The 13,255-nt window shown below is 67.7% G+C and carries 11 protein-coding genes; 7 read left to right on the top strand and 4 right to left on the bottom strand.

Annotated features, from left to right (window positions below; all coding sequences use genetic code 11):
* The 5 genes from DYI42_RS08200 to DYI42_RS08180 form a co-directional block, all read left to right on the top strand.
* On the top strand, nt 1-654 hold a 654-nt coding region (locus tag DYI42_RS08200; protein WP_213545447.1), incomplete at its 5' end, for a hypothetical protein.
* A gap of 3 nt (nt 655-657) precedes the next feature.
* The gene (flhA, locus tag DYI42_RS08195; RefSeq protein WP_213545446.1) at nt 658-2,742 is read left to right on the top strand and encodes a flagellar biosynthesis protein FlhA; all 2,085 of its coding nucleotides are present in this window, start codon (nt 658-660) and stop codon (nt 2,740-2,742) included.
* A 10-nt stretch (nt 2,743-2,752) separates the two neighbouring features.
* Nucleotides 2,753-3,526: a flagellar biosynthetic protein FliR gene (locus DYI42_RS08190; protein ID WP_213545445.1), complete on the top strand. Its 774-nt coding sequence runs from the start codon at nt 2,753-2,755 to the stop codon at nt 3,524-3,526.
* A gap of 3 nt (nt 3,527-3,529) precedes the next feature.
* Nucleotides 3,530-4,633, top strand: a complete 1,104-nt coding sequence (locus DYI42_RS08185; protein ID WP_213545444.1) for an EscU/YscU/HrcU family type III secretion system export apparatus switch protein — start codon at nt 3,530-3,532, stop codon at nt 4,631-4,633.
* Nucleotides 4,630-4,983 (top strand): hypothetical protein, encoded by a 354-nt coding sequence (locus DYI42_RS08180; protein WP_213545443.1) that lies wholly within the window; start codon nt 4,630-4,632, stop codon nt 4,981-4,983. The genes DYI42_RS08185 and DYI42_RS08180 overlap by 4 nt, the downstream gene beginning before the upstream one ends.
* 8 nt (nt 4,984-4,991) lie before the next feature.
* On the opposite strand, the gene DYI42_RS08175 is transcribed toward DYI42_RS08180, so the two are convergent.
* Nucleotides 4,992-5,450 carry a GNAT family N-acetyltransferase gene (locus tag DYI42_RS08175; RefSeq protein WP_213545442.1) on the bottom strand — a complete coding sequence of 153 codons (459 nt, stop codon included), beginning with the start codon at nt 5,448-5,450 and terminating at the stop codon, nt 4,992-4,994.
* Nucleotides 5,451-5,622: 172 nt separating this feature from the next.
* On the opposite strand from DYI42_RS08175, the gene smc reads away from it, so the two are divergent.
* Nucleotides 5,623-9,081 carry a chromosome segregation protein SMC gene (smc, locus tag DYI42_RS08170; protein ID WP_213545441.1) on the top strand — a complete coding sequence of 1,153 codons (3,459 nt, stop codon included), beginning with the start codon at nt 5,623-5,625 and terminating at the stop codon, nt 9,079-9,081.
* A gap of 14 nt (nt 9,082-9,095) precedes the next feature.
* On the opposite strand, the gene DYI42_RS08165 is transcribed toward smc, so the two are convergent.
* Nucleotides 9,096-9,548 carry a GbsR/MarR family transcriptional regulator gene (locus DYI42_RS08165; RefSeq protein ID WP_213545440.1) on the bottom strand — a complete coding sequence of 151 codons (453 nt, stop codon included), beginning with the start codon at nt 9,546-9,548 and terminating at the stop codon, nt 9,096-9,098.
* Nucleotides 9,549-9,834: 286 nt separating this feature from the next.
* Here DYI42_RS08165 and DYI42_RS08160 point away from each other — a divergent pair, with 286 nt between their 5' ends.
* Nucleotides 9,835-10,161, top strand: a complete 327-nt coding sequence (locus tag DYI42_RS08160; RefSeq protein WP_213545439.1) for a hypothetical protein — start codon at nt 9,835-9,837, stop codon at nt 10,159-10,161.
* A gap of 102 nt (nt 10,162-10,263) precedes the next feature.
* Here DYI42_RS08160 and DYI42_RS08155 read toward each other — a convergent pair whose 3' ends face one another.
* Nucleotides 10,264-11,778 carry a catalase gene (locus DYI42_RS08155; RefSeq protein ID WP_213545438.1) on the bottom strand — a complete coding sequence of 505 codons (1,515 nt, stop codon included), beginning with the start codon at nt 11,776-11,778 and terminating at the stop codon, nt 10,264-10,266.
* 66 nt (nt 11,779-11,844) lie between these two features.
* On the bottom strand, nt 11,845-13,158 hold the full coding sequence (locus DYI42_RS08150) for a FliI/YscN family ATPase (protein WP_213545437.1): 1,314 nt from the start codon (nt 13,156-13,158) through the stop codon (nt 11,845-11,847).
* Nucleotides 13,159-13,255: the final 97 nt, after the last annotated feature.

Raw genomic sequence — 13,255 nt, 5'->3', positions numbered from 1 at the left:
GCCCTTGCGAACCCCTCCCGCCCCGCGCTCTGCGAGGCCGCCGCCCGCGAAGCCGCCGAGAAAACCGGAGTACCACTCTCGGTGCTCCGCGCGATCATGCTCACCGTGAGCGGGCGCAAGAGCGACACAGGCCTCGTGCCCTGGCCCTGGACGGTTGGGGCGGACGGGCAGCGCGTCTGGTTCGAAACCGCCGACGATGCGCGCGCCTACGCCTACCAGCAACTCAAGGCCGGGCAGGCGGCGCTGGGGCTCGGTTGCTTCCAGGTGGACTATGCCAAGTATGGCGCGGAGTTTGCCTCGCTCGAAGACATGCTGACGCCACGGATCAACGCCGAATTCGCCGCCTCGCTGCTCGTCTCCCTGCAGGCGCAAACCGGCGGCTGGGGCGCAGCCGTGGCGGCCTTCCAATCGCTCGATCCGGCGGAAGAGGAGCGATGGCTCGCCACCTTCTACCGTCACCGCGATGCGCTGCGCCATGAAGATCACCTCGCCATGGCCGACCTTGCCGACGGCGGTTCCACCCCCGAAGGGCGCCGGCTCAATACCTACCCGCTGCTGGTCGATACCGGAGCGGCGCAGGTGATGGGCTCGCTAGTGCCGGTCGGCCCGCCCGCTGCCGGCGCGGGGATATTCCCTTCTGCCGAAGGCCTCTGAGACATGCCGCTCGCCGCCGGCGACCTCTTCAGACCGACCATCCTGCTGGCGCTCGCATTAATGGGCGTCATCACGATGATGATTCTGCCGATGCCGTCCTGGGTGCTCGACATCGGGCTGGCCGCCTCCTTCGCCCTTGCGATCCTGATCTTCACGGTGACGCTGTTCATCGAGCGTCCGCTGGATTTCTCCTCCTTCCCGACGATCCTGCTGGCCTCGCTGATGCTCCGGCTCTCGCTCAACGTCAGCTCCACCAAGCTGATCATCGGCGAGGGTCACACCGGCACCCGGGCCGCGGGCACGGTGATCGAGGGGTTCGCCATGTTCGTCATGGGCGGCTCCGTCTTCCTCGGTCTCGTCGTCTTCGGGGTGCTGCTGATCGTGAACTTCATGGTCATCACCAAGGGCGCTGCGCGCATGGCCGAGGTGGGCGCGCGCTTTGCGCTCGACGGGATGCCGGGCAAGCAGCTTGCCATCGATTCCGATATGTCGGCAGGCGCGATCGACCATGCCGAGGCCAAGGCCCGGCGCGAGCTGGAACAGGCCGAAACCACCTTCTTCGGCTCGCTCGACGGGGCCTCGAAGTTCGTGAAGGGCGATGCGGTGGCGGGGCTGCTCATCACCCTGCTGAACCTCGTGATGGGGCTTGTCATGGGTGCGGCGGTGCATGGGCTGCCGATTGGCCAGGCCTTTGAAACCTATGCCATTCTTACCGTGGGCGACGGGCTGGTAACCCAGATCCCCGCCGTCATCATCTCGATCGCCTCCGCCCTGCTTCTGGCCCGGGGCGGCGAGAAGGGGGCCACCGATCTGGCGCTCGTCGGGCAGCTGGGCAAGCACCCCACCGCAATTGCCACGGTGGCAATCCTGATGGCGCTCTTCGGCCTCGTACCCGGCCTGCCGATGCTGCCCTTCTTTGCCGGCGCCGCCGCGCTCGGTCTCTTTGCCTGGCGCCGTCAGAAGGTGCTGAAGGCCGAGGCGCGTGCCGCCGCGCGGCCAGAGCCGGAAGCCACGGCGCCGGCCCGCAAGAGCATTGGAGACATGCTCGATCTCGACGATATCCACGTCGAATTTTCGCCCGATCTCGTGGCGATGGTGCTCGATCCGGCCACCGGACTCGATGCACGGATCGAGAACATGCGCGCCCATGTCGCCGGGGCCTACGGGCTGATCCTTCCCGAGATCCGGCTGACCGACAACGCCGCGCTCCGCCCGGAAACCTACGCGATCCGCATCCACGGGGTGGAGCAGGCCACCAACGTTCTGCACCCAGACAAGGTGCTCGCCCTTGCGGGCGACACGCCCGAGCTTCTGCCGCCCGGCGAGGACTGCAGCGAGCCTGTCTATGGCGCGCCCGCCCGGTGGATCTCAGAGAATGACAGGGAGGAGGCCGCGTTGCAGGGCTCCACCGTCGTCACCGCTGCCGAAGTGCTCGCCACCCACCTGCTGGAAGTGCTCAAGCGCAACTTCGCACGGCTGCTCACCATGAAGGCCCTGCGCCGCCTGCTGGAAGAGCTTTCCAACCTTTCCGACCCGGTTCGCGCCGAGGCCAACCGGCGGCTGATCGACGAGCTGGTGCCCGACAAGGTGCCGATCGAACTGCTGCTCGCCGTCATGAGGCTGCTGCTCGATGAGCAGGTGTCTGTCCGCAACCTTCCGCTCATTCTGGAGGCGATCTCCGAGGCGCGCGGCACCTATTCATCGCCCGAGGCGATTTGCGAGCACGTGCGCCAGCGTCTCGGTTTCCAGCTGGTGTCCGAACTCAGGCGCGAAGACGGCTCCCTGCCGCTGCTGCAACTGGCCCCCGAGTGGGAAGAGAAGTTTTTGGCCCACCAGGTCGACGGCGGCAATGGCACCGAGGATATCGCCCTGCCGCCCGAGGCCTTTTCAAAGCTCGCGGGCGGGGTGGCCGAGAAACTCTCGAAGGTGGCCGAAAGCGGGATCTCCCCGGCGCTGGTCACCACCTCCCGCCGCCGCCGCTTCCTCAAGACGGTGCTCACCGCCAAGGGCATCGGCGCGCCGGTGCTCTCCTTCGAGGAGATCGGGATGGATGCCCGCCCTGCCCTCCTCGGGGTGATCGCCGCATGAGCCGCTCCGCATGATCGAAGCGCTGGCGCAGCTGCTCGGCTTCTCGCAGGCCGCGCTCGTCACCGGCTTCACCGTGTTCCTGCGGGTCGGATCGGCGATGATGATGATCCCGGCCTTCGGGGAGGCCGGGGTGCCCGCCCGCATCCGGCTGGCCGCCGCGCTGGCCTTCACCGCCATCGTCGCGCCGCTGATCGAGGTGCCACCCGCCGCCTCCCTCACCGAGGTCGCCCTCTCGCTCACCCTTGTCAGTGAAGTCGTCATCGGCCTCGTCTTCGGCTTCGGGCTGCGGCTCTTCATCCATGCGCTGCAGGTCGCGGGCTCCATGGCAGCGCAATCCACCTCGCTGGCGCAGATCTTCGGCGCCAATAACAATGTCGATCCGCAGCCCGCCATCGGCCACCTGCTGGTGGTCTCCGGCCTCGCGCTCGCCGCCATGTCGGGCCTTCATGTGCAGGTCGCGCTGGGGTTCGTCCAAAGCTACGAGGTGCTGCCGGTCGGCGCCGTTCTGGGCTCCGGCGCAGCGCTGGACTGGGGCGTGGCCCGGGTGTCGGCCGCCTTCGGCATGGCCTTCTCGCTCGCCGCCCCCTTCATCATCGCCGCGCTGATCTACAACATCGCGCTCGGCGTCATCAACCGCGCCATGCCGCAGCTCATGGTGGCCTTCGTCGGCGCCCCCGCAATCACCGCGGGCGGGCTGATCCTGCTGTTCTTCTCCGCGCCCTACCTGCTCTCGCTCTGGCTCGACGCGCTGCAGCGGTACATGGCCACGCCGCTCGGGGGTTAGGCCATGGCGGGGCAGCAGGACGAAGGCGAGAAGCAACACGAACCAACCCAGAAGCGGCTGGAAGACGCCCGCAAGAAGGGCGAGGTGCCGCGCTCCACCGATGTCACCACCGCCACGGCCTATGGTGGCCTGCTGCTGGCCGGTGTCACCGCCGGGGCCGCCAGCGTGGGCACGCTCGGCAGCACCGGCATCCAGCTGCTGGGCCAGGCCGAAAGGCTCGCCCCGCTGATGACGGGGCCGGGCTTTGCCACCCTGTCGGGCGGGCTGATTGGCAAGGTCGCCAGTGCCATCGCGCCGTGGTTTCTCATCCCGGCGCTAGCCTGCATGCTTTCGCTCATCGCCCAGCGGGCCGTCACCTTCGCGCCCGAGAAGCTGCAGTTCAAGCTCTCCCGCATCTCGCCGATCTCCAATGCCAAGAACAAGTTCGGCCGGGGCGGGCTGTTCGAGTTCTTCAAGAGCTTCCTCAAGCTCACCATCATCTCGGTGGTGCTTTTTGCCTACCTCGACCGCCGCCTGCCCGAGATGCTTGCCGCCGCCGCGCTTGAACCCCGGCAGGTGGGGGCGCTGCTGGGGCGGCTCTGCCTCGACTTCCTGCTCATCGTCACCCTCATCATGGCCGCCATCGCGACGGTCGATTTTCTGTGGCAGCGGGCCGAGCACTTGCGCAAGAACCGAATGAGCCACCAGGAGCTGAAGGACGAGCACAAGGACAGCGAGGGCGATCCGCACATCCGCCAGCAGCGCCGCCAGAAGGCGGTGGAGATCGCCTCGGCCCAGATGATGGGCGAGGTGCCAAAGGCTGATGTGGTTATCGTCAACCCGCAGCACTATGCCGTCGCCCTGAAGTGGAACCGCCTCAGCCCCGGCGCGCCCGTTTGCGTGGCCAAGGGGGTGGATGAGGTGGCCGCCCGCATCCGGGCCAAGGCGCAGGAGGCGGGCGTGCCGATCCACCGCGATCCGCCCACCGCCCGGGCGCTTCACGCCACGGTGGACATCGGCGACGAGATCCGCCCAGATCACTACGCCCCAGTCGCCGCCGCCATCCGCTTTGCCGAGGCAATGCGGCGCAAGGCGAAGGCGAGCTATGCCGGAAGGCCGGGCGGATGAGCCTGAAGAAGGGCCAGATGCAGCAACTCTCGGGCCTGATGGAAGCGCGTTTCATGGCCGGTCAGGGCACGCTCAAACAGCGGCTCGCGGAGGAGGCCCGGCTCGCCGCCGCCATCGCCGATCTCGAGGAGGCCCGCCGCAAGGCCATGGCCGATGCCGCCGACCCGATTCACTTCAGCCCATCCCATGCGCGGGCCACCAATGTCTGGCTGCGCTGGACCGATGCGCGCAAGACCGTGCTCAACCGCGACCTGGCCCGCGCCCGCGCTGCCTCCGCGGCCGCGCGCAGGGCGCTCGCCCGGTCTTTCGGGCAGATGCAGGCAAGCCGTGAGCTGGCCAGAAAGCTGTGACAGGCAGGCTAAGAGAGTCGCTTTTCCATGAAGATCGAGGAGGCCGCCTCTGGGTAGTCGCCGAATGGCCCGCGCTCCAGGAAGCCCGCCGCGCGATACACCCGATGCGCCGCCTCCAGCGAATTGCCCGTTTCCAGCCGCAGCCAGCCGAGCCCAAGCGCCCGCGCCTCGGCCTCCAACGCCGCCAGCACCTTTCCGGCCACGCCCCGGCCCCGCGCGGCCTCGGCGGTGAACATGGACTTCACCTCGCCGTAGCCCGCCTTCACCGCCAGCGCCCCGGTGCCCACCACCCGGCCCTCCGCCTTGGCCGTGAAGAACAGGATGCCCGGCGCGGCCAGCGCGTCGATGTCGAGGAAGAAGTTGTCTTCCGGCGGGAAGAGGCTTTGCATCAGCGCGTGGCTCTGCTTCAGCAGGGCCTCGGCCTCGGGGTGGCGCGGGTCTGCCCGCTCGACGATGATTTCGCTCATTTGGCCATCCTCCCCGGCCTTCACCTTTCGTCAAGCGCTCCATATCTTGTGGATAACCGCAAAAACCCGCCCAGATGCTGATTGACAGACGCCAACCGCCCCCCAAACATGGGCCAGCCCCGGGGAATCGCCCTCACGGGGCATGGGGACAACAACCGGGGCAGCAGGCAGCGTGCGTTTCACACGGCTCAGACTGAATGGCTTCAAGAGCTTCGTCGACCCGACCGACCTGGTCATCGCCGACGGGCTGACAGGCGTTGTCGGCCCTAATGGCTGTGGCAAGTCCAACCTGCTGGAGGCGCTTCGCTGGGTCATGGGCGAAAACCGCCCCACCGCGATGCGCGGCGGCGGCATGGAAGACGTGATCTTCGCCGGTGCCGCCTCCCGCCCCGCGCGCAACTTCGCAGAGGTGTCGATCCATATCGACAATGGCGAGCGGCTGGCGCCCGCCGGCTTCAACGATCAGGACGTGCTCGAAATCGTCCGCCGCATCACCCGCGATGCCGGCTCCGCCTACAAGGCGAACACCAAGGATGTGCGGGCGCGCGACATCCAGATGCTCTTCGCCGATGCCTCCACCGGCTCGCACAGCCCGGCGCTGGTGCGCCAGGGGCAGATTTCCGAGCTGATCAACGCCAAGCCCAAGAACCGCCGCCGCATCCTCGAAGAGGCGGCAGGAATTTCCGGCCTCTACCAGCGTCGCCACGAAGCCGAGCTGAAGTTGAACGGCGCCGAGCAGAACCTCGCCCGCGTCGATGACGTGATCGAGCAGCTGGCCGCCCAACTTTCGCAGCTTGCGCGCCAGGCCCGGCAGGCGGCACGCTACCGCGATATCGGCACCGAGTTGCGACAGGTCGAGGGGCTGCTGCTCTATCGCCGCTGGAAGGAGGCCGATGAGGCCGTCGCCAGCGCGGGCCAGGCCCACGGCGAAACCGTCGCCGCCGCCTCCGCCGCCGAGCGCGCCGTGCTCACCGCCGAAAAACGCCGCAGCGAAACCGACGCCGCCCTGCCCGCCCTGCGCGAGGAGGAGGCGATCGCCGCGGCGGTGCTTCAGCGGCTTCAGGTCGAGCGGGGCGGCCTGCGCGAGGAAGCCACCCGGGCCGAGGCCACCATCGACACCCTGAAAAGCCGGCTGGCGCAGCTCACCCGCGACATGGAGCGCGAAGAGGGTCTGAACCGGGACGCGGGCCAGACGGTGGAGCGGCTGGGCTGGGAGGAGGCCGAGCTTCAGAAGGCAGGCGAGGGCCACGAGGAAAAGCTTGAAGAGGCGACCGAAGCCGCCCGCAAGGCCGCGTCGGTGCTGTCGGATATCGAAGAACGGCTGGCCGAGCAGACAGAGGATGTTGCCCGCCTCGCCGCCCGCCACCAATCGGCCCAGCGGATGCAGTCCGACGCCCGCAATTCGGTGGATCGCAACGAGGCCGAGGCCGCCAAGGCCCGCGGCGTGGCCGAGGAGGCGCGGAGCCGCAAGGCAAGCGCAGAAGAGGCGATGCGCACGGCGCAGGCGGCCAGCACGGCGGCCACCGCCAAGGCCGAAGAGGCCGAGAAGGCGCTTGAAGCCGCCGATGCCGCCCGCGCCGAGATCGCCGGGCGCGAGGCCGAGGCCCGCGCCGCCGCCTCCGCCGCCGAGGGCGAAACCAAGACGCTCTCCGCCGAGATGCACGCGCTCGCCCGGCTGGTGGACCGCGAGGGCACTGAGGGCGCGCAGGTGCTCGACATGCTCTCGGTCGACAAGGGTTACGAGAAGGCCCTTGGCGCCGCGCTGGCCGATGATCTGCGCGCGCCCGCCGTCGAGGCCGATGCGCCTTCAGGCTGGGCCGCCCTGCCCGACTACCCCGCGCCGCAGGGCCTGCCCGGTGGGCTGCATCCGCTGGCCGATTACATGCATGTGCCCGACGTGCTGCGCCGCCGGATGGGCGAGGTCGGGCTGGTGTCTGGCCCCGAGGAGGGGGCCGCGCGGCAAGCCGAGCTGAAGCCGGGGCAGCGCCTTGTCAGCCGCGAAGGTGACCTCTGGCGCTGGGACGGCTACCGCGCCGCCGCCGAGGATGCCCCCTCAGCCGCCGCTCTGCGGCTCGAGCAGATCAACCGGCTGGAAGAGCTGAAGCTCGATCTCAACGAGGCCGAGGCCCGGGCCGATGGCGCCCGCCAGGCCCACAAGGCGCTGTCCGAAGAGCTCGCCCGCATCACCGAGGCCGACCGTGCCGCGCGCCAGGCCCGCCGCGAGGCCGACAGCGCCGTGGCCGATGCCTCTCGCGCGCTGTCCCGCGCCGAGAGCGACGCCGCCATGGCCGCCACCCGCGCCGAGGCCGCCGAGATGGCGGTGAAGCGCCACGAAGAGGAGGCCACCGAGGCGCGCAAACGGCTGGCAGAGGCCGAGGCGGCGCTGGCTCAGCTGGGCGATCTGGAGGAAGCGCGCGGCAATGTCGAGGCCGCCAAGAGCCTCGTCGAGAACGCCCGGCAGGATATGCTCTCCCGCCGCGCCGTGCAGGACGAGATCCGCCGCATGGGCGAGGCCCGCGTGCGCCGGTTGCAAGAGATCGCCCGCGAGGTGGCGAGCTGGCGCGAGCGGCTGGCCAATGCCGAAACCCGGTCGAACGAGCTGGCCGAGCGCAGGGAGGCCACCGAGGCCGAGCTGGAGAAGGCCGAAGCCGCCCCGGACGAGATCGAGGCGCGCGAAGCCAAGCTGATGGACGGTCTGGAGAAGGCCGAGGCGCGCCGCAAGGAGGCCGCCGACAAGCTGGCCGAGGGCGAGAGCGCCTGGCGCGACGCCCAGTCCGAGGAGCGTGAGGCGACCCGGATCGCCGGTGAACTGCGCGAGGGCCGCGCTGCCGCGCAGGCCCGGATGGAGGCCGCGCAGGAGGCCCGCAAGCTGGCCGAAGAGCGCATCCACGAAGAGCTGGAATGCGCCCCCGCAGAGCTGCTCGAAACGCTTCAGGCAGACCCCGAGAACATGCCCGGCGTGGACAGTCTCGAAAACGACCTATCCCGCCTGCGCCGCCAGCGCGATGCCCTCGGTGCGGTAAACCTGCGCGCCGAGGAAGACGCCAAAGAAGTGCAGACAGAGCATGACGAGCTGGTGAAGGAAAAGGCCGATCTCGAAGAGGCCATCCGCGCTCTGCGCAACGGCATCGCCGGGCTGAACAAGGAGGGCCGCGAGCGCCTTCTGACCGCCTTCGAGCAGGTCAATTCCAACTTCTCGCTTCTCTTCAAGCACCTCTTCGGCGGCGGCGAGGCTTCGCTTCAACTGGTGGAATCGGACGATCCGCTGGAGGCCGGGCTTGAGATCATGTGCATGCCGCCGGGCAAGAAGCTCTCCACGCTTTCGCTGCTCTCAGGCGGTGAACAAACGCTCACGGCGCTTGCCCTCATCTTCGCCGTCTTCCTCGCCAACCCCGCCCCGATCTGCGTGCTCGACGAGGTGGACGCGCCGCTCGACGATGCCAACGTCACCCGCTTCTGCGACCTGCTCGACGAGATGACGCGCCGCACCGATACCCGCTTCCTCATCATCACCCACCACGCGGTGACGATGAGCCGGATGGACAGGCTCTTCGGCGTCACCATGCAGGAGCAGGGCGTGAGCCAGCTCGTCTCGGTCGACCTGAAGAAGGCCGAGGCGCTGGTCGCCTGATCGCGGCGGGCGCGTCAGTCCATCTCGCGCGCGAGTTCCCCGATCTTTTCCGACAAAGACGACAGCATGTCGGCGTAGCCATTCACGCGGGCGCGGATGTCGGCGGCGCATTCCGGCACGTCGTCGAGGGTGGAGCGCAGGTCGTCGCTCTTGCGGCGAAACTGGCGGCTGAGGTCGCTCACCATGGTTTCGTAGGATTTGGGCGCAAGCTGGAAGTAATCCTGCCGCTCGCCGGCCTTGGTCACCCGCTTGATCATGAACTTGTCCTCGAGCAGGCGCGTGGCCGTACTGACACTGCCGCGGCTGATCTGAAGCTCAGTGGCAAGGTCGCAAAACGCCACCGGCGTCCCCTCCCATACCAACAGCCCCATGATCCGCCCCGCCGTGCGCGGGAGGCCTTCGGTCTGCATGATGAGTCCCAGTTTTTCGATAAACTCGCTGCGGGCCGTCTCAACTGTCTGTTCCATGGGTCTGATGTCTCCCGGGCGGCCTCGCTAAGGCCAGGAAAGCGTCGTCCTTCGAGAGTTCAGATAAGCTAAAACGAACTTAATGTCCAGTTTTGCGGGCCTCCGCGCGCTCAACCACAGACTGCGCAGAAATTTAAATTGTTATTTTTCAACTACCTAATAGATTCATGGCAAATAATTTTGTTTGGAATGTTTACTTCGTACTGAACGAAACACATATCCGGATCATCGCAACGCAGCATGTTGCATCCCACGCCCCACGGGGCAGAACAACAGAGACAGTACCATGAAAAACACCATCCTTGCCGCCCTCGCCCTCACCGTCGCAACCCCTGCGCTGGCCGCAACTGACAACCTCGCCGGTTCCGTTGGCGTCGAGCCCGGCGTCTACTCCGTCGAGCAGCTCGTGCAGCTGAAAGGGCTTGAAGGCGATACCGAGGGCCGCGTCTATCTGGGCGCCGCCACCCCCGCCAACGGCACCGCTCAGGAGATCTTCGCAGAGCAGGAAGCCGAGCAGCGCAATGGCACCAGTGCCTACACCGGCACCGAAGCCTCCCGCGCCGTGAGCAACCCGGTTGCCGAGAACGTGTTCAGCGTGATCGACGCCGAGTAAGCGCCCCTGCGCGCAGCCGACGGCAGGGCGCTCTCCCCGCCCCTCCGTCACTGCCAGAGCCCTCCCCGCGCATTCACGCGGCGGAGGGCTTTTTCATCTGTATCAGCTCGAGATGCTCTTGGCCGAGGCCATACCCTCCGCCTTCGAGGTGCCGCCGATCTTGTCGCGTACGCTCTTCTCGATCCGCTCGCCAACGTCGCCGTCGATGTTGCGCCAGTATTCGAATGCCCGCACCAACACCTTCTCGCTGACGCCATTGCTGAGGTGGCCGGTCACATTGTTCACCAGCCGCTCGCGGCCTGCGTCGTCCATCACCTCGCGCACCAGCGTTCCGGCCTGGCTCCAATCGTCGTCATCCTCGCGCAGTGTATAGGCCTGGCGCACCATCTCGCCATCGGCGTGCCAAAGGCCGGCTTCGTGCTCATGCGGCTGGGCCTCCGGCCCGCCGTAGGAGTTGGGCGCATAGACCGGGTCACTCACCGGCACCGTCCGCCCCGCGCCATCCTTGGTGTAGCTGTGCACCGGCGATTGCGCCTTGTTGACTGGAATCTCCTTGTAGTTCACCCCAAGCCGTGCGCGGTGGGCATCGGCATAGGAAAAGCCACGCGCCAACAGCATCTTGTCGGGCGAGAGGCCCACGCCCGGCACCATGTTGTTCGGCTCGAAAGCCGCCTGCTCGATCTGGGTGTGAAAGTCGGTCGGGTTGCGGTCCAGCACCATCTTGCCCACTTCGATGAGCGGATAGTCGGCATGCGGCCAGACCTTGGTGAGATCGAAGGGGTTGATCCGGTAGGTCTTGGCATCGTCCCACGGCATCACCTGCCATTTCAGCGTCCAGCTCGGGTGGTTGCCCTCGCGGATCTGGTTGAACAGGTCGGCCCGGTGATAGTCGCCATCCGTGCCCGCCAGCCGGTCGGCCTCCTCTTGCGTAAGGTGCGCATTGCCGTCGCCCTGGTCGGTGTGGAAGTGGAACTTCACCCAAAACCGCTCACCCTCGGCGTTCACCAAAGAATAGGTGTGCGACGAGTAGCCGTTCATCTCGCGCCACGTCCGCGGAATGCCCCGGTCGCCCATCAGGTAGGCCACCTGGTGCGCGCTTTCGGGGCTGAGGGTCCAGAAGTCCCACTGCATGTCATGGTCGCGCAACCCGTTGTCGGCGCGGCGCTTCTGGCTGCGGATGAAGTGCTGAAACTTCATCGGGTCACGGATGAAGAAAATGGGCGTGTTGTTGCCCACCATGTCGAAGTTGCCCTCGTCGGTGTAGAACTTCACCGCGAAGCCGCGCGGGTCGCGCCAGGTGTCGGGGCTGCCGCGCTCGCCCGCGACGGTGGAAAAGCGCACCAGCACGTCGGTCTTGGCACCGGGCTGAAACACCTTGGCCTTGGTGTATTTCGAAACGTCGCCGGTCACCTCGAAATGCCCGAAGGCGCCGCCGCCCTTGGCATGGGGCTGGCGCTCGGGGATGCGCTCGCGGTTGAAGTTGGCCATCTGCTCCAGCAGGTAATGATCGTTCAGCACGATCGGACCGTCGCGCCCGACGGTCAGCGAATGCTCATCGCTTTGCACCGGAATGCCGGCATCGGTGGTGGTGGGCGGGGCGGAGGTTTTGTCAGACATGTCGGGCTCCCTATCTGTCACGTGGCTTTGCCAGCCCAACCAGCGGCCCGCACCAATGTTCCGGCCTCACCCCCGTGCCAGCACCCCTTTCAACCGCGCGAAAGCCGCTTCGGGCGCTTTGCTTTCTTCCGCGAGAAAGGTGTCGAGCGGGCCATAGACCTTGATGGCCGCGTCAATCTCCGGGTCCGATCCGCCGGTGTAGAGCCCGGACTGAATCATCAGCTCCGCCCGATCATAGGCGCCCAGCCGCCTGCGGGCCTTGCCGATCAGTGCGTTCTCTTCAGGCGTCGCGGCTTCCGGCAGTGAGCGCGAGGTGGAGCGCAGGAGATCGACGGCGGGAAAGCGCCCACGTTCGGCAATCTCACGGGCCAGCACCACATGGCCATCGAGCACGCCGCGCAGGATGTCGGCCACCGGCTCTTCCATGTCCGAGCCTGCAACGAGCACCGAGAAGATCGCCGTGATGTCGCCCACAGCTTCCACCCCCGGCCCCGCGCGCTCGGCGAGTGACATGATCATATGCGCCGTCGAGGGCGGGTAGCCCCTAAGCGAGGCAGGCTCCCCGGCGGCCAGCGCCACTTCGCGATGCGCCTCGGCAAAGCGGGTCACCGAGTCGGCAAGGAAGAGCACATGGTTGCCCTCGTCGCGAAGGTGCTCGGCCACCGCCATCGCCGTCCACAGGCAGCGGCGGCGGGCAATGGCCGACTGGTCGGAGGTGGCCGCCACGATCACCGAGCGCGCCATGCCCTCCGGCCCGAGCACATCCTCGATGAAATGCCGCAGCTCCCGGCCCCGCTCGCCGACCAGCGCAATCACCGCCCGGTCGGCCTGAAGTCCCCGGCCCAGCGCACCCAGCAGCGAGGATTTGCCCACGCCCGAGCCCGCGAAGAGGCCCAGCCGCTGGCCGCGCACGATCGGCAGCAGCGTGTCAAAGACCGAAAGCCCGGTAGCGAGCCGCTTGCCCAGCCGCTTGCGCTGGGTCGCGGGCGGCGCGGCGGGGCGCAGCGGGCGCAACTCGGGGCCGCGCGCTAGGGGGCGGCCGTCCAACGGGTTGCCGTAGGGGTCGATCACCCGGCCCTGCCAGCTTAGGTCGGGGAAGAGCCCGTCACCGCCCTGAAGCGTAACCTTGTCGCCCAGCCGGATGCCATCGGCGGGGCCATCGGGCAGGGCCATCGCGCGCTCGCGGTCGATATGCACGATCTCCCCGCGCAGCCTCCCCGTGCGGGTGCCAAGCCACACCTGGTCGCCCAGCGCCGCGATTTCCGAAAGGCCGGTCAGCTCCACCGCACCGCGCCCCACGGCGCTGATCCGGCCCACCGAGGCCGAGGGCTTGAGCGCGGCGATTTCAGCGGTGAGCTGCGCCAGGGTCGAGTCAGACATGGGATTCTCCACATTCCGCGCCGCGAACCCGGCGCCTGAAACCCTTTCTAAAGGAATCACGGTTAAGCCGAGGTTGAAGCCCGTGGGAGAAACCCCG

This window comes from Vannielia litorea, assembly GCF_018424695.1.
In the GTDB taxonomy this organism is placed as follows: domain Bacteria; phylum Pseudomonadota; class Alphaproteobacteria; order Rhodobacterales; family Rhodobacteraceae; genus Vannielia; species Vannielia litorea_A.
The sequence above is the reverse complement of the archived record's forward strand: the minus strand, read 5'-3'. Positions and strand labels throughout refer to the sequence as shown.

Bases quoted from the DNA above. Each gene is read 5' to 3' on its own strand.
- DYI42_RS08150 (WP_213545437.1), bottom strand. From the start codon at position 13,158: ATGTCTGACTCGACCCTGGCGCAGCTCACCGCTGAAATCGCCGCGCTC.
- DYI42_RS08160 (WP_213545439.1), top strand. From the start codon at position 9,835: ATGAAAAACACCATCCTTGCCGCCCTCGCCCTCACCGTCGCAACCCCT.
- DYI42_RS08175 (WP_213545442.1), bottom strand. From the start codon at position 5,450: ATGAGCGAAATCATCGTCGAGCGGGCAGACCCGCGCCACCCCGAGGCC.
- DYI42_RS08180 (WP_213545443.1), top strand. From the start codon at position 4,630: ATGAGCCTGAAGAAGGGCCAGATGCAGCAACTCTCGGGCCTGATGGAA.
- DYI42_RS08190 (WP_213545445.1), top strand. From the start codon at position 2,753: ATGATCGAAGCGCTGGCGCAGCTGCTCGGCTTCTCGCAGGCCGCGCTC.
- DYI42_RS08155 (WP_213545438.1), bottom strand. From the start codon at position 11,778: ATGTCTGACAAAACCTCCGCCCCGCCCACCACCACCGATGCCGGCATT.
- DYI42_RS08185 (WP_213545444.1), top strand. From the start codon at position 3,530: ATGGCGGGGCAGCAGGACGAAGGCGAGAAGCAACACGAACCAACCCAG.
- DYI42_RS08165 (WP_213545440.1), bottom strand. From the start codon at position 9,548: ATGGAACAGACAGTTGAGACGGCCCGCAGCGAGTTTATCGAAAAACTG.
- flhA (WP_213545446.1), top strand. From the start codon at position 658: ATGCCGCTCGCCGCCGGCGACCTCTTCAGACCGACCATCCTGCTGGCG.